Genomic DNA, 16525 nt, shown 5'->3' with positions numbered 1-16525 from the left:
ACCGAGGGCTCACTTCCCCGCCCGCCGCCCCCAGACGAACACCCGGTCGTTGGTCTTCAGCACCCCCCACAGGGTCCGCGCGTCCGCCAGCCGCAGGTTCACGCACCCCATGGACCCGATCTCCGTGTAGATGGACCCGTACACGGCGTGGAACGCCTGCCCCCCACTGAAGAACTGCGCGTACGGCATCGCCTGGTGATAGAGCGTCGACCAGTGGTTCTTGTGCTTCCAGTACACCTTGTGCCAGCCCGCCCGGGTCGGGTACTGCCGCCGCCCGCTGCGCATCGGCACCGGCCCGAAGACCACCTTCGTGCCCTTCTGCACCCACGTCAGCTGCCGGGTCAGATCCACACACGCCACCCGGTACGTGCGGACCGGACACTTCCCCGCCGCGTTGGGGTTCTTGCGGGCCGACAGGTACTGCATCCGCGCCCAGGTCACCGGCCCGGCGAAGCCGATGGCGGGCTTGATGCCCTGCTGGATCTGGAACGCCCGGATGGCCAGGCAGTCCGCCCTCGACTGCTTCGCGTCGGCGTTCTTCCGCTTGAGCCACCGTTCGACCTGCTTCTGGTACGGCCCCGTCGCCGTCGTGCAGGTGACCTTCGACTCGGCGACCGCCTCGGCCTCACTCAGCGGCACGTACTCGATGAGGGCGTACGTCCCGGCCGCCGCGCTCCTCGGCTCCACCGCCTCCTCCGAGGCGCTCGGCCGGTACACCCGGGGCGGCAGCACCTGGTCGGGCGTATCGAGGTGCCAGGGCTGATGGGGGCCGGGCGGCACACCGGGGACGAGTTGCTCCTCGGCGGGGGCGGGTGGCGGCGCCTCGGCCAGGGCGCTGTCCAGGGGCAGGACGCTCACCAGGGCGAGGAGCACGGCGACACGCCGAAAGGTCATGCGTCGGCCGCGGTTCTCGGGGCGTCGCGCGATGCGGTGGGGGGTGGTTTGTCCGATCGTCATGTGATCAGCCATACGTGCCGCCCACCTGCGGAGGAGTGCGCCGCGCGCGCCGGGTCACCCGAATATCGCGCGCCAGGTCACCCGATGTGAGGGCTCACCCAGGACCCGATCGTCACGTACAGTCACAGAGGGCGCACAACATGTCGCATGGGACGGCACCACCGGAAGACGACAGCACCACCAGGACGACAGCAGCACCAGGACGGCAGCACCACCAGGACGGCAGCACCGGACGCCATCGGACACAGGGGTTGATATGTGCGGAATCGTGGGATACGTCGGATCACAGTCCGCGCTCGACGTGGTCCTGGCCGGGCTGAAGCGGCTGGAGTACCGGGGGTACGACTCGGCGGGCGTGGCGGTGCCGGCCGACGGCGGTCTGGCAGCCGCCAAGAAGGCCGGGAAGCTGATGAACCTGGAGAAGGAGCTGGTCGGCCGTCCGCTGCCCAGCGGCACCACCGGCATCGGCCACACCCGCTGGGCCACCCACGGCGGCCCCACCGACGTCAACGCCCACCCGCACCTGGACAACGCGGGCCGGGTCGCCGTCGTCCACAACGGCATCATCGAGAACTTCGCGGCCCTGCGCGCCGAACTGACCGAGCGGGGCCATGAGCTGGCCTCCGAGACGGACACCGAGGTCGTCGCCCATCTGCTCGCCGAGGAGTACTCGTCGTGCGACGACCTCGCCGAGTCGATGAGGCTGGTCTGCCGCCGTCTGGAGGGCGCGTTCACCCTTGTCGCGGTGCACGCGGACGAACCCGACGTGGTGGTGGGCGCCCGCCGCAACTCCCCTCTGGTGGTCGGAGTCGGCGAGGGCGAGGCGTTCCTCGCGTCGGACGTCGCCGCGTTCATCGAACACACCCGCTCGGCGATCGAGCTGGGCCAGGACCAGGTGGTGGAGCTGCGCCGCGACGGCGTGACGGTGACGACGTTCGACGGCCGCCCCGCCGAGGTCCGTTCGTACCACGTCGACTGGGACGCGTCGGCCGCCGAGAAGGGCGGGTACGACTACTTCATGCTCAAGGAGATCGCCGAGCAGCCGAAGGCGGTCGCGGACACCCTGCTGGGCCGTATCGACACCGCGGGCTCACTGACACTGGACGAGGTCCGCATCTCCGACCGGGAACTGCGCGAGCTCGACAAGGTGGTCATCGTCGCGTGCGGTACGGCCTTCCACGCCGGCCTCATCGCAAAGTACGCCATCGAGCACTGGACGCGGGTGCCCTGCGAGGTGGAGCTGGCCAGCGAGTTCCGCTACCGGGACCCCATCCTCGACCACCAGACGCTCGTCGTCGCGATCTCCCAGTCCGGCGAGACCATGGACACGCTGATGGCCGTGCGTCACGCGCGCGCACAGGGCGCCCGGGTCCTCGCGATCTGCAACACCAACGGCTCGACGATCCCCCGCGAGTCGGACGCCGTCCTCTACACCCACGCGGGCCCGGAGGTCGCCGTCGCCTCCACGAAGGCGTTCCTGACCCAGCTGGTCGCCTGCTACCTGGTCGCCCTGTATCTGGGCCAGGTGCGCGGCACCAAGTGGGGCGACGAGATCCGGGCGGTGATCCGCGACCTCTCCCGTATCTCGCGCGAGGTCGAGCGGGTCCTCGAAACGATGGAGCCGGTACGGAAGTTGGCGCGCACCCTCGCCACGAAGAGCACGGTGCTGTTCCTCGGCCGCCACGTGGGCTACCCGGTGGCCCTGGAAGGCGCCCTGAAACTGAAGGAACTGGCCTACATGCACGCGGAGGGCTTCGCCGCGGGCGAGCTGAAACACGGCCCGATCGCGCTGATCGAGGAGGACCTCCCGGTGGTCGTCGTGGTCCCCTCCCCCGCGGGCCGCTCCCTCCTCCACGACAAGATCGTCTCCAACATCCAGGAGATCCGCGCCCGCGGCGCCCGCACGATCGTGATCGCCGAGGAGGGCGACGAGACGGTCGCCCCCTACGCCGACCACCTCATCCGTATCCCCGCGACCCCCACGCTCCTCCAGCCCCTCGTCTCCACGGTCCCCCTCCAGGTCTTCGCCTGCGAACTGGCGACGGCCCGAGGCAACGAGGTGGACCAGCCACGCAACTTGGCGAAGTCGGTGACGGTGGAGTGAGCGAGGCGGGGTTACCGCTTCAGCGGCCCTGGTCGGGATTCGCCCTGATCCGCACGACGAGCGAGATGGCGCCACAGGCCACCACGGCGAACACGGCGCCGCCGTAGTTCTCCTGGGCGACGCTTCCGGCGGCGATCACGAGCCGATGACGAGGGGTAAGCCGACGGTCATGTCGTTCTTCTTCACGAGGGCCTCTCCCGAGAGGTGGATGCCGAATCGCAGCATGATCTCAACGCGCGCGCCGACCGGACCAGCCGATAACAGGGCGTGGCGCGAAGGGATTTGGCCGTCGGCGCCGGGCGCGGGCGGGGCGGGCCCGGTGTGGCGCCCCTGCCGGGGGCGGCGCGCCGTAGGGTGCAGATCATGCCCATCATCGGAGTCGGCATCGACGTCGCCGAGATCGACCGCTTCCGCGCGGCCCTGGAACGGACCCCCTCCATGGCCGAACGCCTCTTCGTGCCCGACGAGCTGCTCCTCCCGAGCGGCGAACGCCGGGGCGTCGCCTCCCTCGCGGCCCGCTTCGCCGCGAAGGAGGCCCTCGCCAAGGCCCTCGGCGCGCCGGCGGGCCTCCACTGGACCGACGCGGAGGTCTACGTCGAGCCCTCCGGCCGGCCCCGCCTCCGAGTGACCGGCACGGTGGCGGCCCGCGCGGCCGCGCTCGGCGTCAAGTCCTGGCACATCTCACTGAGCCACGACGCGGGCGTGGCCTCAGCGGTGGTGATCGCCGAGGGCTGAGACCGGGGGCGCCCAGTAGCTCGGGGGGCGTGTGGTTCTGGCGGGTGCGGGCGGGTGGGGGCCGTTCGCCCAGTTCCCCCCGCCCCTGAAAAGCGACCGGGGCTACGCCCCGTGCTTTTCACCGGCGCCATCGGGTGGAGGCCGGGCCGTCAGGCCCGCGCCCTCCGGGGGAGGGCGGGCCGCAGGCCCGTTCCTCCAGGGGCGCGGGGAACTGCGCGAGAAACCACGACGCACCCGCACCCGCACCCGCACCCGCCAACGAACCGCGCCCCCCGAGCCCTCAGGCGCCCGGCCCCCAACCCCGCGCACCCCACACCCCCAAGGCTCACCCCCTCCTCCCCCGGCCAAAAAGAGAAGGGCACACTCGACCCCATGCGCTCAGCCCACCGCGTAGAAACCGTCCGCTCAGCCGAACGCACCCTCATGGCCCAACTCCCCCCGGGCGCCCTGATGCAACGCGCCGCCGCCGGCCTCGCCGCAGCGTGCGCGGACGCGCTCCGCCGGGTCTACGGCAGCCGCGTCGTCCTCCTCACCGGCAGCGGGGACAACGGCGGCGACACCCTGTACGCCGGTGCCCGCCTCGCGAGGCGCGGCGCGGGAGTGACGGCCGTTCTCCTCAACCCCGACCGCACCCACCCCGACGCCCTCAAGGCCCTCCTCCGAGCCGGCGGCGCCACCACCACGCCGTCCGCCGCGGCGGAGCCCATCGCCCGCGCCGACCTCGTCCTGGACGGCATCGTCGGCATCGGCGGCAAGGGCGGTCTCCGCCCCGACGCCGCCCGCCTCGCCGAACTCGTCACCGCCTCCCGCGCCACGGTCGTCGCCGTGGACCTCCCGAGCGGCATCGAACCGGACACGGGCGAAATCCACGGCACCGCCCTCCGCGCCGACCTCACCGTCACCTTCGGCACCCACAAGCCGGGCCTGCTCATCGACCCGGCCCGCGAGTACGCCGGTTCGGTCCGCCTGATCGACATCGGCCTGGCGGACACCCTCCCCGCCACCCCCGACCTGGAGTCCCTCCAGCACGCCGACCTGGCCGCCCTCCTCCCCCAGCCGGCCGCGGAGAGCGACAAGTACCGCCGGGGAGTCGTGGGCATCGCCGCCGGTTCGACCCGCTACCCGGGGGCCGCGGTCCTCGCGGTCGCCGGCGCCCTGCGCTCCGGTGCCGGCGCCGTCCGCTACGTGGGCCCGGCCGCCGACGCCGTCCTCGCCCGTTTCCCGGAGACCCTGGTGTCGGACAGCGGCCCGAAGAAGGCCGGCCGGGTCCAGGCCTGGGTGACCGGCCCCGGCGCGGGCGACGACGCGGCCCCGGTCGCCGAGGCGCTCTCCACCGACGTACCCGTCCTCCTGGACGCCGACGGCCTGCGCCTCGCGGACGTGGCCGCCGTACGGGCCCGTACCGCCCCCACCGTCATGACCCCGCACGCGGGCGAGGCCGCGGCACTGCTGGGCGTCGCCCGCGAGGAGGTCGAGTCGGCCCGGCTGACCGCCGTACGGGAGCTGGCCCGCCGCTACGCCGCCACGGTCCTCCTCAAGGGGTCCACGACCCTGATCGCCGGGCCCGACGACGCCACCCCGGTCCGGGTGAACCCCACCGGCACCCCGTGGCTGGCCACCGCCGGCAGCGGCGACGTCCTGTCCGGCCTCACCGGCTCCCTGCTGGCCGCGGGCCTCGCACCCCTGGACGCGACGAGCGCGGCGGCGTACCTCCACGGCCTGGCGGGCCGCTACGCCGCGAACGGCGCCCCCGCGGCCGCCCAGGACGTCGCGGACGCCATCCCGCAGGCATGGCGGGACATCAGGGCCTGACCGTCGTCACCCACCTACGCCGAGGCCGCGAGGCGGGGGCCCGTCACTCCCCCTCTTCGATCCGGTCGATGGCGTCCCGCACCATCCCCAGATACTCGACCTCCTCGCACCGCGGCTTGCTGCCCATCTGGTACATGTCCATGGCGTCGTCGAGGCACTCACCCAGATCCTCGTCCGGCAGATCGTCCGCCAGCTCACTGCAGACCTGCCCGGCGAACTCCTGGTCAGCGCGGCGCGTAGACCATACGGAAGCCACCCGATCGCCCCTCAGGTAAGTCGGAAGGCGGCTCCCTCCCGACTGCCGGGGACGCTAGTCCTCCCCACACCGCAGATCCATACCTTCACCACAGTTCACCCACAGTGAGTACCCGGTCCGCTACCGTCCTGCGGCCGAGGGTGACGGACCCCACCCCGCCACCCCGTTCGAACTCCGTTAACAATGGACTGTGATCTCACCGGTCTCCTCGTTGCCGCGGAGCGCCAACCGGCCCAGGCCGGAGGCGACTCCCTACGTCGACCTCACCCGTACCGAGTGGAGCGCGCTGCGTGACAAGACGCCGCTGCCACTGACCGCCGAGGAGGTCGAGAAGCTGCGTGGCCTGGGCGACGTCATCGACCTCGACGAGGTACGGGACATCTACCTGCCGCTGTCCCGGCTCCTCAACCTCTACGTGGGCGCCACCGACGGCCTGCGCGGCGCCCTGAACACGTTCCTCGGCGAGCAGGGCTCCCAGTCGGGCACCCCGTTCGTCATAGGCGTCGCCGGCTCCGTGGCCGTCGGCAAGTCCACCGTGGCCCGTCTCCTCCAGGCCCTCCTCGCCCGCTGGCCCGAGCATCCGCGTGTGGAGCGGGTCACCACGGACGGCTTCCTGCTCCCCATGAAGGACCTCCGCGAACGCGGCCTGGTCTCCCGCAAGGGCTTCCCCGAGTCGTACGACCGCCGTACGCTCACCCGCTTCGTCGCCGACATCAAGGCCGGCAAGGACGAGGTGACGGCCCCCGTCTACTCCCACCTCATCTACGACATCGTCCCGGACAAGCGGCTCACGGTCCGCCGCCCCGACATCCTCATCGTCGAGGGCCTGAACGTCCTCCAGCCCGCCCTCCCCGGCAAGGACGGCCGGACCCGCGTCGGCCTCGCCGACTACTTCGACTTCAGCGTGTACGTCGACGCCCACGCCGACGACGTCGAGCGCTGGTACCTCAACCGCTTCCGGAAGCTGCGCGAGACCGCCTTCCAGGACCCGTCCTCGTACTTCCGCAAGTACACCCAGGTCTCCGAGGAGGAGGCCCTCGACTACGCCCGCACCCAGTGGCGCACCATCAACAAGCCCAACCTGATCGAGAACATCGCCCCCACCCGGGGCCGCGCCACCCTGATCATCCGCAAGGGCTCCGACCACAAGGTGAAGCGCCTCAGCCTGCGCAAACTATGAGGCCCGACCGAGTGTCGGCCGTGGCGCGGCGGCCGCCCGTACCCGCGACGGCGGGCCGTTCGACGGGTGCTGTTAAAAAGGCACCATGCTGCATCTGCGCCTGATCACCCCGGCCGCCCGGACCGACGAGGTGGTGCGCCTGATCGAGTCGACGCTCGGCACCACCCATCTCGTCGTGGTGCCGGGCGCCGCTCGCAACCCCTCCGGCGACGTCGTCATGTGCGACGTCGCGAGGGAGGCCGGCGACGAACTGATCGGCGCGCTCCGCGAACTGCACCTCGACAAGACCGGCTCGATCGCCGTCGAGAACATCGACCTGTCGCTCTCCAAGCGCGCCGACGAGGCGGAGGAGGAGGCACCGGGCGAGGGCGCCGACGCCGTGCTGTGGGAGCACCTGTCGGACGCGACCCACGAGGAGTCGACGCTCTCCGTCACCTACGTCGCCTTCATCACCCTCGCCACGATGATCGCCGCGTGCGGTGTGGTCCTCGACAACGCGATCCTCATCGTCGGCGCGATGGCCGTCGGCCCCGAGTTCGGCCCCCTGGCCGGCTTGAGCACGGCCATCGTGCAACGGCATCCGCGGCTGGCGCTCCGCTCCCTGATCGCCCTGCTCGTGGGCTTCGCGGTGGCGATGGCGATGACGGTCGGCTTCACCGTCTTCATGGACGCGCTCGGCTACTTCACCGAGGCCAAACTGGAGGCCGACCGCCCCAACACCGCGTTCGTCTACGCCCCCGACGCGTTCTCCTTCATCGTCGCCGTCCTCGCCGGCATCGCGGGCACCCTCTCCCTGACCTCGGCGAAGTCGGGCGCCCTGGTGGGCGTGGCCATCTCGGTCACCACGGTCCCCGCCGCGGCCAACGCGGCGGTGGCCCTGGCCTACGGCGACACGAAGCAGACGGTGGGCTCGACGAACCAACTCCTGCTGAACCTGGCGGGCATCATCCTGGCGGCAACCCTGACCCTGATCCTCCAGAAGTACCTCTGGTCAAGGCAACGAGCAGTGACAAAGGCCGCCCGATAACTCCCGGGTACCAGGGGGCGCGAGGCTGTGTCGAATGCGGCTCCGCCGCGTGGGCGCGCCAAGCCACAAAGAACCCGCAGCCCGCACATCACAGAACCCGGCACCCCGAACCCGGCACCGAAACCGACGCCCTACCCCAGCGCCGACTTCACCACATCGGCCAACCGCCCTGCCACAGACCGAGCCTGCTCGATATCGGCCGCCTCCACCATCACCCGCACCAACGGCTCCGTCCCCGACGGCCGCAGCAGCACCCGCCCGGTGGACCCCAACTCCCGCTCCGCGTCGGCCACCGCGGCGGTCAGCTCCGCGGACGTCCCCACCCGCGTCCGGTCCACGTCCGGCACGTTGATGAGCACCTGCGGCAGCCGCTCCATGACCCCCGCGAGGTCCTTGAGCGTGCGCCCGGTCCGCGCGATCCGCGCCGCCAGCAGCAGCCCGGTCAGCGTGCCGTCCCCGGTGGTCGCGTGGTCCAGGACGATGACGTGCCCGGACTGCTCGCCACCGAGGGCGTACCCGTGCTCCTTCATCTCCTCCAGCACGTACCGGTCCCCGACCGCCGTCTGGACGAGCCGCAGCCCCTCCCGCTCCAGCGCCAGCTTGAAGCCGAGGTTGGACATGACGGTGGCGACCACGGTGTCCGAGCGGAGCGCCCCCCGCTCCCGCATGTCGAGGGCGAGTACGGCGAGGATCTGGTCCCCGTCCACCTCGTTGCCCTCGTGGTCGACGGCGAGGCACCGGTCGGCGTCCCCGTCGTGCGCGATGCCGAGGTGCGCCCCGTGCTCGACGACGGCGGCGCGCACCTTCCCGAGGTGCGTGGACCCGCATCCGTCGTTGATGTTGAGCCCGTCCGGCTCGGCCCCGATCGTGACGACCTCGGCCCCGGCGCGGGTGAACGCCTCCGGGGAGACGCCGGCGGCCGCGCCGTGCGCCTCGTCGAGGACGATCTTCAGCCCGTCGAGGCGGTTCGGCAGCACGGACAGCAGGTGCTCGACGTACCGCTCGAACCCTTCGTCGTAGGAGCGGACACGTCCGACGCCCGCGCCGGTCGGCCGGTCCCAGGGCGCCCCGGTCCGGTGCTCCTCGTACACGGCCTCGATCTTGTCCTCCAGCTCGTCGGCGAGCTTGTGCCCGCCGCGGGCGAAGAACTTGATGCCGTTGTCGGGCATGGCGTTGTGGCTGGCGGAGAGCATCACGCCGAGGTCGGCGCCCAGCTCGCCGGTGAGGAACGCCACCGCGGGGGTGGGCAGCACACCGACGCGCAGCACGTCGACGCCCGCGCTGGCGAGGCCGGCCACGACGGCCGCCTCCAGGAACTCCCCGGACGCTCGCGGATCCCGCCCGACCACCGCCACCGGCTTGTGGCCTTCGAACGTGCCCGCCTCGGCGAGTACGTGTGCCGCCGCGACGGAGAGTCCGAGCGCGAGCTCGGCCGTCAGATCCGCGTTGGCGACACCGCGCACGCCGTCCGTGCCGAAGAGTCGTCCCACTGTGGTGTCCTCCGAATTGCTGAGAATGTGCGGCTCGTACCAGGTGGTCCCGTACCGGGCGTCCCTCACCGGTTGTCCCCCGAGTGTCCCGGTACCCCCCGGACCAAGTACATCCCCTGAGACCGTCCTCCCCCGTTCGGGGTTGTACCGGCAGTCTGTGTGTAGTCGTGCGGGAACAGAAGCGGCCCTGCTACGCAAACCGCCCCGGCGGCACAGGTACGTGCCACCGGGGCGTTGCGTGCGGTGCAGCGGAGCGGTGTTTAGCGCTTGCTGTACTGCGGAGCCTTGCGGGCCTTCTTCAGACCGGCCTTCTTGCGCTCGACCGCGCGGTCGTCGCGGCGGAGGAAGCCGGCCTTCTTGAGGGCGCCACGGTTGTTGTCGACGTCGGCCTCGTTCAGGGCGCGGGCGACACCGAGACGGAGCGCACCGGCCTGGCCGGAGACGCCGCCACCGGCGATGCGGGCGATGACGTCGTAGCGGCCCTCGAGCTCAAGAACCTTGAACGGCTCGTTGACCTCCTGCTGGTGGACCTTGTTCGGGAAGTAGTCCTCGAGCGTCCGCCCGTTGATCTTCCACTTGCCGGTGCCCGGCACGATGCGAACGCGCGCGATGGCGTTCTTGCGGCGGCCCAGGCCGGCGGCCGGCTGGGGCTCGCCGAAGCGGGAGGCCATGGACTCGGTGGTGTACTCGCCCTCGACGGGGGCGTCCGACTCCGTGGTGTAGCTGTCGATGTCAAGCTCTTCGAGCGGCTGCTCGGCAGTGGTCTCGGCCACGATTCTCCTCAGATTCTCTTCAGGCTTTGGGGGCGGCCGGACTTACTGCGCGACCTGGGTGATCTCGAACGGCACCGGCTGCTGGGCAGCGTGCGGGTGCTGGTCGCCCGAGTAGACCTTCAGCTTGGAGAGCATCTGACGGCCCAGGGAGTTCTTGGGAAGCATGCCCTTGACGGCCTTCTCGACGGCCTTCTCGGGGTTCTTCTCCAGCAGCTCGTCGTAACGGACGGAGCGCAGACCACCCGGGTAGCCGGAGTGGCGGTAGGCCATCTTCTGGGTCCGCTTGTTGCCGGACAGGTGCACCTTGTCCGCGTTGATGATGATGACGAAGTCACCAGCGTCGACGTGGGGCGCGTAGATCGGCTTGTGCTTGCCGCGGAGCAGGGTCGCGGCGGTGGTGGCGAGACGACCCAGGACAACGTCCTGAGCGTCGATGACGTGCCACTGACGCGTCACATCGCCGGGCTTGGGGCTGTACGTACGCACGGTTCGTAGCCTTCGCTTCTTCAGTGAGGTTCCTGACAAGGTCACCGAAGACGATCACGACAGCCCTGACCGCACAGCGGTGACGCAAACCGCGTGCTGGTCGCTGGTCATCGGCCCGGTGGACCGGTGTAAGGGCGTCTCACGTGAGAATGAGCAAGCCAATACACATAACGAACCTGAAGAATAGCCGTGCGGCCCCGGACGGGTCAAAACGAACCCGGCGGACGGCCGACCCGGCCGGGAGGACGATCGTCCCGACCACCCACGGTTGGCGTCATTTGCCCCGGCCCTCCAGATCACGCTCGGGGCTCAACTCCCCCTGGACACTGACCAACACCCCCCGTCCCCCGTCTAAAATGCGCCCATGAGCTTTGGGCAGGGGGGGTCTCAGTGGAGCCCCGGGGGTTCCCACAATCCGTGGGGCGATCAGTGGGGTTCCTCCAACCAGACCCCGGACTGGGCGGCGCTGGCCGAGCAGTCCGAGACGCGCAACAAGCGCCGCAGACTGCTGATGATCGTCGGCGGTGCCATGGCCACCGTCGGGATCGGCGCCGCCGTGGCCGTCGCCGTCGTGAACACCGACAGCGGCGGCACGAACACGACCGCGAACCAGCCGGGCGACCTGCCCGCCGACGGGGGCATACCGAGCGCGAGCACGAAGACGGACCCCTCGTTCGAGCCCACCACCGCGCCGCCGCCGCTGGACCCGAAGGAGTTCATCTCCAGCTCGGGCAAGGACAAGGCACCGATCAGCCCGGACATCCTCTTCCCGGGGTCCCAGCTGACGCGGGCCGACGACGTCGTCTACCGCAAGGGCCCCACCGCCTCGACGAAGGACTGCGCCTCGGCCGTCAGGGGCGCCCTCGGCAAGCTCCTGGACAGCAACGACTGCACCCGCTTCATGCGCGTGACGTACCACCGGGAGAAGGTGGCGACCACGATCGGCGTCGCCCTGTTCGACACCGAGGCCCAGGCGACCAAGGTCAAGACGGGCTGGGACAAGAAGAGCACCATCCTCTCCCTCTCCGGCGAGGGCGTCCCCGTCTTCTGCAGTTCGGCGATCTGCCGTACGACGGTCAACTCCTACGGCCGCTACGCCTACTTCACGCTCTCCGGCTTCACCGGCGGCAAGGACGTCACGGAGAAGGACACCTCCGTCTACACCGCCGGCGACCACCTCGCCCAGGCCACCTTCGAGCAGATCCGCCGCCGAGGCGAGGCCCAGGCGGCCGCCGCGGCCAACGCGCAGTAGCCGCGTACGGCCGCCCGGGGTCAGCAGCAGCCGGCCCCGGGCGCACCCGGCAGGGTCCGCCGGTTCCGCGCCTCCTTGTTCCGCGCGGCGAGCAGCTCGTCGGCGGGGTACCCGACCTCCTCCAGGGTCAGCCCGTGCGGCCGTACGACGTGCACGGCGGAGTCCCGGACCCCGGCGGCCAGCACCTTGCCGGGCCACTCGGCGCCCCGGTGCCCGTCGCCCACGAAGAGCAGCGCCCCGATGAGGGAGCGCACCATGTTGTGGCAGAACGCGTCGGCCCGCACGGTCGCCGTGATGATCCCGTCGTCGCCCCGCACGAGGCTGAGCTCCTGGAGGGTGCGGATGGTGGTCGCCCCCTCGCGCCGCTTGCAGTAGGCCGCGAAGTCGTGCTCCCCCAGCAGCCCCTGGGCCGCCTCGTTCATGGCGTCCACGTCGAGCGGCCAGTCGTGCCACAGCACATGGTTGCGCAGCAGCGGATCGACACCGCCGGGGTTGTCGGTGACGCGATAGGCGTACCGCCGCCAGACGGCCGAGAACCGCGCGTTGAAGCCGCTCGGCGCCTCCCGGAGCGCCCACACCCGCACGTCCCTCGACAGCCGCCCCGCGAGCCGCTTGAGCAGCTTCCCGTGATGTTCGTCCCACACCTCCCGCGGCAGGTCGACATGGGCCACCTGCCCCCGGGCGTGCACCCCGGCATCGGTCCGCCCGGCCACGGTCAGCTCGTACGTCGTCGCCGACCGCGTCACGGTCCGCAGCGCGTCCTCGATCTCCCCCTGCACGGTCCGCCGTCCCGCGGCCTGCTTGGCCCACCCGGAGAACTCGGTCCCGTCGTACGAAAGATCAAGACGCACCCGCGCGAACCCGGGTGCCACATCGTCACTCACACAGAGATCCTCTCAGGAACACGAAAGCGGGCCCGCTCCTGTAGGGAACGGGCCCACTTCAACGCCGATCAAGGGGCGCGGGGAACTGCGCGACCAGCCACGACGTCGTCGCAGCCGACAACGCAGGCCCCCCAGAACGCTTACGCGTCCTTGGACTCCTCGGCAGCCTCATCGCCGGCGTCGTCGGCCTTGGTGGTGTCCACCTTGGCCTCAGCGGCCGGCGCCTCCGCGTCCTTGGCGGCACGCTTGGTGGCGGCCTCGGCCTCACCGGTGGCCTGCTGTGCGACCGTCAGCGCCTCGACCAGCTCGATGACAGCCATGGGCGCGTTGTCGCCACGGCGGTTACCGATCTTGGTGATACGGGTGTAGCCACCCGGACGGTTCTCGTACCGCGGGCCGATCTCGGTGAAGAGCGTGTGCACGACGCTCTTGTCCGTGATGACCGAGAGCACCTGGCGGCGGTTGTGAAGGTCGCCCTTCTTCGCCTTGGTGACCAGACGCTCGGCGTACGGCCGCAGACGGCGGGCCTTCGCCTCGGTGGTGGTGATGCGGCCGTGCTCGAAGAGCGACTTCGCGAGGTTCGCGAGGAGCAGCTTCTCGTGCGCGGCGCTGCCGCCCAGACGGGCACCCTTGGTGGGCTTCGGCATGGTGTTTCTCCTAGGTGTCTGCCCCGGCCGTATCAGGTACCGGAGTCAGTATCTGAGCAGGCGGTCGCCTGTCAGAGATCCGGACGACAAGCCCCAGAGGGCGAGTCGTCCGGAAGGGGCGCGGGGCTGTGTTACATCTGCGGCTCCGCCGCGTGGGCGCGACAAGCCACAGCGCACCCGCGCCCGAGTACGGACCGTCCGGCCCGAGCTCTTAGTACTGCTCGGTCTCGACGAAGCCCGCGTCCGCGTCGTCGTCCGCGCCGAACGCGTCCGCCGCAGCGGTGGGGTCGAACCCGGGAGGCGAGTCCTTGAGCGCCAGGCCCATACCCGCCAGCTTCGCCTTGACCTCGTCGATCGACTTCGCACCGAAGTTGCGGATGTCGAGCAGGTCGGCCTCGGAACGCGCCACGAGCTCACCCACGGAGTGGATGCCCTCGCGCTTGAGGCAGTTGTAGGAGCGGACCGTGAGCTCCAGCTCCTCGATCGGCAGCGCCAGGTCCGCGGCGAGCGCGGCGTCCGTCGGGGACGGACCCATGTCGATGCCCTCGGCGTCGATGTTGAGCTCGCGCGCCAGACCGAACAGCTCCACCAGGGTCTTACCGGCGGACGCCATGGCGTCACGGGGACGCATGGCCTGCTTGGTCTCGACGTCGACGATCAGCTTGTCGAAGTCGGTGCGCTGCTCGACACGAGTCGCCTCGACCTTGTAGGTGACCTTGAGAACCGGCGAGTAGATGGAGTCGACCGGGATACGGCCGATCTCCTGGCCCACCTGCTTGTTCTGCACGGCGGAGACATAACCGCGGCCACGCTCGACCGTCAGCTCCATCTCCAGCTTGCCCTTGCCGTTGAGCGTGGCGAGGACCAGGTCGGGGTTGTGCACCTCGACACCGGCCGGGGGCGCGATGTCGGCGGCGGTGACCAGACCCGGGCCCTGCTTGCGCAGGTACATCACGACCGGCTCGTCGTGCTCCGAGGAGACGACCAGCTGCTTGATGTTGAGGATCAGGTCGGTGACGTCCTCCTTGACGCCCGGCACGGTGGTGAACTCGTGCAGGACACCGTCGATACGGATGGACGTGACCGCCGCACCCGGGATCGACGACAGGAGCGTACGGCGCAGGGAGTTGCCGAGGGTGTAACCGAAGCCCGGCTCCAGCGGCTCGATCACGAACCGGGAGCGGAACTCGTCGACGACCTCTTCGGTCAACGAGGGACGCTGAGCGATCAGCATGTGTGGATCAGATCCTTCTGTCGTGGACGCCCGCTATTTGACGCCCGACGGAAACCACGCCCGTGAAAAGCGTGGGTACTGCAAGGGTACGGGCGATACGCCCCCGAAGGGTCGTACCGCCCGGAACCGAGAACCGCGAAGCGGCCGACCGAGGTCAGACGCGACGACGCTTCGGGGGACGGCAGCCGTTGTGCGGGGTGGGCGTGACGTCCTGGATGGAGCCGACCTCGAGACCGGTCGCCTGGAGCGAACGGATGGCCGTCTCACGACCCGAGCCCGGGCCCTTGACGAACACGTCGACCTTGCGCATGCCGTGCTCCTGCGCGCGACGGGCAGCCGACTCGGCGGCCATCTGCGCGGCGAACGGCGTGGACTTCCGGGAGCCCTTGAAGCCGACGTGGCCGGCGGAGGCCCAGGAGATCACGTTGCCCGAGGGGTCCGTGATCGAGACGATCGTGTTGTTGAACGTGCTCTTGATGTGCGCGTGGCCGTGAGCGACGTTCTTCTTTTCCTTGCGGCGCACCTTCTTGGCAGCGCCCTGACGACCCTTGGGGGGCATCTGTACTCCTACGGGAGGTGGTCGGTCCTACAGCGAAGACCGCTGGACGGCGAAGTCCGCTGTGGACTACTTCTTGCCCGGCTTCTTCTTACCGGCGATGGCGCGACGCGGGCCCTTGCGGGTGCGAGCGTTGGTGCTGGTGCGCTGACCGCGGACAGGCAGACCGCGACGGTGACGGAGACCCTGGTAGCAGCCGATCTCGACCTTGCGGCGGATGTCGGCCTGGATCTCGCGACGGAGGTCACCCTCGGTCTTGATGTTGTTGTCGACGTACTCACGAATCGCGACGAGCTGCTCCTCGGAGAGGTCGCGAACGCGGGTGTTCGGGTCGATGCCGGTCTCGGCCAGCGTCTGCTGGGAGAGGGTCCGGCCGATGCCGAACACGTAGGTGAGGGCGACCTCCACGCGCTTGTCGCGCGGGATGTCAACACCGGAAACGCGTGCCATTCAATGGCTCCTGGTGATCTTCGGAGGTCTTCCGCAGAACCGGCTCCCGGCCGCCGTACCAGGTACGAACCGGGTCCCCGGCCTCCGACCGGGGGTGTCAGGCACCTGGGGCGCCTGGGTCCTGCGTATGAACAATTCAGCTCGCGTCGCGCGAATCCCTGCGATATCGATGCAGAGGGAGCGGTCGAACGTGCGTCAGCCCTGGCGCTGCTTGTGGCGCGGGTTCTCGCAGATGACCATGACCCGACCGTGACGGCGGATCACCCTGCACTTGTCGCAGATCTTCTTGACGCTCGGCTTGACCTTCATTGGGTGAGGTTCTCCGGGTCAGTGCCATCACCCGCGTCCCCGGGGACCGGGGCACGGATGCGGGCAAGATCTACTTGTAGCGGTAGACGATCCGGCCACGCGTCAGGTCGTACGGAGACAGCTCCACCACGACCCGGTCGTCAGGGAGGATGCGGATGTAGTGCATACGCATCTTGCCGCTGATGTGTGCCAGGACCTGGTGGCCGTTCTGGAGCTCGACCTTGAACATGGCGTTCGGCAGAGACTCGACGACAGTGCCCTCGATCTCGATGGCACCTTGCTTCTTGGCCACGCTTCGCCCTTCGAATCGACTACCTTGATCGACTCTCCGCGACCGCATGAGGACACACGGGCACACGAGAGCCGACGAGTC

The 16525-nt window shown here is 70.1% G+C and carries 18 protein-coding genes; 6 read left to right on the top strand and 12 right to left on the bottom strand.

The window, feature by feature from the left end:
- Window positions 1-9 precede the first annotated feature (9 nt).
- Window positions 10-894, bottom strand: a complete 885-nt coding sequence (locus ACZ4Z3_RS08625) for a L,D-transpeptidase (RefSeq protein WP_468500811.1) — start codon at window positions 892-894, stop codon at window positions 10-12.
- Window positions 895-1213: 319 nt separating this feature from the next.
- Between ACZ4Z3_RS08625 and glmS the strand changes: the two genes are divergently transcribed.
- The 3 genes from glmS to ACZ4Z3_RS08610 all read left to right on the top strand — a co-directional run bounded on the left by glmS (window position 1214) and on the right by ACZ4Z3_RS08610 (window position 5608).
- Window positions 1214-3061 (top strand): glutamine--fructose-6-phosphate transaminase (isomerizing), encoded by a 1848-nt coding sequence (gene glmS / locus ACZ4Z3_RS08620; protein WP_468500299.1) that lies wholly within the window; start codon window positions 1214-1216, stop codon window positions 3059-3061.
- Window positions 3062-3424: 363 nt separating this feature from the next.
- The gene (locus ACZ4Z3_RS08615) at window positions 3425-3796 is read left to right on the top strand and encodes a holo-ACP synthase (protein ID WP_468500298.1); all 372 of its coding nucleotides are present in this window, start codon (window positions 3425-3427) and stop codon (window positions 3794-3796) included.
- 372 nt (window positions 3797-4168) lie between these two features.
- Window positions 4169-5608 (top strand): NAD(P)H-hydrate dehydratase, encoded by a 1440-nt coding sequence (locus tag ACZ4Z3_RS08610; protein ID WP_468500297.1) that lies wholly within the window; start codon window positions 4169-4171, stop codon window positions 5606-5608.
- Between the two features lie 43 nt (window positions 5609-5651).
- Here the strand turns inward: ACZ4Z3_RS08610 and ACZ4Z3_RS08605 are convergent, their stop codons facing one another.
- Window positions 5652-5864, bottom strand: coding sequence for a hypothetical protein (locus ACZ4Z3_RS08605; protein ID WP_468500296.1), 213 nt, complete (start codon window positions 5862-5864; stop codon window positions 5652-5654).
- Between the two features lie 190 nt (window positions 5865-6054).
- Here ACZ4Z3_RS08605 and coaA point away from each other — a divergent pair, with 190 nt between their 5' ends.
- Together coaA and ACZ4Z3_RS08595 are read left to right on the top strand one after the other, a co-directional pair.
- Complete coding sequence (gene coaA, locus ACZ4Z3_RS08600) at window positions 6055-7044, top strand: type I pantothenate kinase (RefSeq protein ID WP_390948092.1); 990 nt, start codon at window positions 6055-6057, stop codon at window positions 7042-7044.
- An 85-nt stretch (window positions 7045-7129) separates the two neighbouring features.
- Window positions 7130-8071: a DUF389 domain-containing protein gene (locus ACZ4Z3_RS08595; protein ID WP_468500295.1), complete on the top strand. Its 942-nt coding sequence runs from the start codon at window positions 7130-7132 to the stop codon at window positions 8069-8071.
- A 131-nt stretch (window positions 8072-8202) separates the two neighbouring features.
- Here the strand turns inward: ACZ4Z3_RS08595 and glmM are convergent, their stop codons facing one another.
- From glmM to rplM, 3 genes are all read right to left on the bottom strand, one after another.
- Window positions 8203-9561, bottom strand: coding sequence for a phosphoglucosamine mutase (gene glmM, locus ACZ4Z3_RS08590; RefSeq protein ID WP_468500810.1), 1359 nt, complete (start codon window positions 9559-9561; stop codon window positions 8203-8205).
- Window positions 9562-9821: 260 nt separating this feature from the next.
- The gene (rpsI, locus tag ACZ4Z3_RS08585; RefSeq protein WP_468500294.1) at window positions 9822-10334 is read right to left on the bottom strand and encodes a 30S ribosomal protein S9; all 513 of its coding nucleotides are present in this window, start codon (window positions 10332-10334) and stop codon (window positions 9822-9824) included.
- A 42-nt stretch (window positions 10335-10376) separates the two neighbouring features.
- A complete protein-coding gene (gene rplM, locus ACZ4Z3_RS08580; protein ID WP_055715789.1) occupies window positions 10377-10820 on the bottom strand; it encodes a 50S ribosomal protein L13 in 444 nt (147 codons plus the stop codon).
- A gap of 364 nt (window positions 10821-11184) precedes the next feature.
- Between rplM and ACZ4Z3_RS08575 the strand changes: the two genes are divergently transcribed.
- Entirely contained in the window at window positions 11185-12072 is an 888-nt protein-coding gene (locus ACZ4Z3_RS08575) for a hypothetical protein (protein ID WP_468500293.1), read from the top strand.
- Between the two features lie 20 nt (window positions 12073-12092).
- On the opposite strand, the gene truA is transcribed toward ACZ4Z3_RS08575, so the two are convergent.
- From truA to infA, 7 genes are all read right to left on the bottom strand, one after another.
- A complete protein-coding gene (gene truA, locus ACZ4Z3_RS08570) occupies window positions 12093-12956 on the bottom strand; it encodes a tRNA pseudouridine(38-40) synthase TruA (RefSeq protein ID WP_468500292.1) in 864 nt (287 codons plus the stop codon).
- 140 nt (window positions 12957-13096) lie between these two features.
- A complete protein-coding gene (rplQ, locus tag ACZ4Z3_RS08565; RefSeq protein ID WP_468500291.1) occupies window positions 13097-13603 on the bottom strand; it encodes a 50S ribosomal protein L17 in 507 nt (168 codons plus the stop codon).
- Between the two features lie 211 nt (window positions 13604-13814).
- The gene (locus tag ACZ4Z3_RS08560; RefSeq protein WP_003966937.1) at window positions 13815-14837 is read right to left on the bottom strand and encodes a DNA-directed RNA polymerase subunit alpha; all 1023 of its coding nucleotides are present in this window, start codon (window positions 14835-14837) and stop codon (window positions 13815-13817) included.
- A 154-nt stretch (window positions 14838-14991) separates the two neighbouring features.
- A complete protein-coding gene (gene rpsK, locus ACZ4Z3_RS08555) occupies window positions 14992-15396 on the bottom strand; it encodes a 30S ribosomal protein S11 (protein WP_003956432.1) in 405 nt (134 codons plus the stop codon).
- Window positions 15397-15462: 66 nt separating this feature from the next.
- Window positions 15463-15843, bottom strand: a complete 381-nt coding sequence (gene rpsM, locus ACZ4Z3_RS08550; protein WP_030571236.1) for a 30S ribosomal protein S13 — start codon at window positions 15841-15843, stop codon at window positions 15463-15465.
- A 195-nt stretch (window positions 15844-16038) separates the two neighbouring features.
- Window positions 16039-16152, bottom strand: a complete 114-nt coding sequence (gene rpmJ / locus ACZ4Z3_RS08545; protein WP_003998809.1) for a 50S ribosomal protein L36 — start codon at window positions 16150-16152, stop codon at window positions 16039-16041.
- A 70-nt stretch (window positions 16153-16222) separates the two neighbouring features.
- Window positions 16223-16444 carry a translation initiation factor IF-1 gene (infA, locus tag ACZ4Z3_RS08540; RefSeq protein ID WP_003948620.1) on the bottom strand — a complete coding sequence of 74 codons (222 nt, stop codon included), beginning with the start codon at window positions 16442-16444 and terminating at the stop codon, window positions 16223-16225.
- Between the last annotated feature and the right edge of the window lie 81 nt (window positions 16445-16525).

It is taken from the genome of Streptomyces sp. NPDC030296, from assembly GCF_055572815.1.
The sequence above is the reverse complement of the archived record's forward strand: the minus strand, read 5'-3'. Positions and strand labels throughout refer to the sequence as shown.

Coding starts and splice junctions, on each gene's coding strand:
- ACZ4Z3_RS08625 (WP_468500811.1), bottom strand. CDS start 894: ATGACCTTTCGGCGTGTCGCCGTGCTCCTCGCCCTGGTGAGCGTCCTG.
- glmS (WP_468500299.1), top strand. CDS start 1,214: ATGTGCGGAATCGTGGGATACGTCGGATCACAGTCCGCGCTCGACGTG.
- ACZ4Z3_RS08615 (WP_468500298.1), top strand. CDS start 3,425: ATGCCCATCATCGGAGTCGGCATCGACGTCGCCGAGATCGACCGCTTC.
- ACZ4Z3_RS08610 (WP_468500297.1), top strand. CDS start 4,169: ATGCGCTCAGCCCACCGCGTAGAAACCGTCCGCTCAGCCGAACGCACC.
- ACZ4Z3_RS08595 (WP_468500295.1), top strand. CDS start 7,130: ATGCTGCATCTGCGCCTGATCACCCCGGCCGCCCGGACCGACGAGGTG.
- ACZ4Z3_RS08575 (WP_468500293.1), top strand. CDS start 11,185: ATGAGCTTTGGGCAGGGGGGGTCTCAGTGGAGCCCCGGGGGTTCCCAC.
- rplQ (WP_468500291.1), bottom strand. CDS start 13,603: ATGCCGAAGCCCACCAAGGGTGCCCGTCTGGGCGGCAGCGCCGCGCAC.
- ACZ4Z3_RS08560 (WP_003966937.1), bottom strand. CDS start 14,837: ATGCTGATCGCTCAGCGTCCCTCGTTGACCGAAGAGGTCGTCGACGAG.
- rpsK (WP_003956432.1), bottom strand. CDS start 15,396: ATGCCCCCCAAGGGTCGTCAGGGCGCTGCCAAGAAGGTGCGCCGCAAG.
- rpsM (WP_030571236.1), bottom strand. CDS start 15,843: ATGGCACGCGTTTCCGGTGTTGACATCCCGCGCGACAAGCGCGTGGAG.
- rpmJ (WP_003998809.1), bottom strand. CDS start 16,152: ATGAAGGTCAAGCCGAGCGTCAAGAAGATCTGCGACAAGTGCAGGGTG.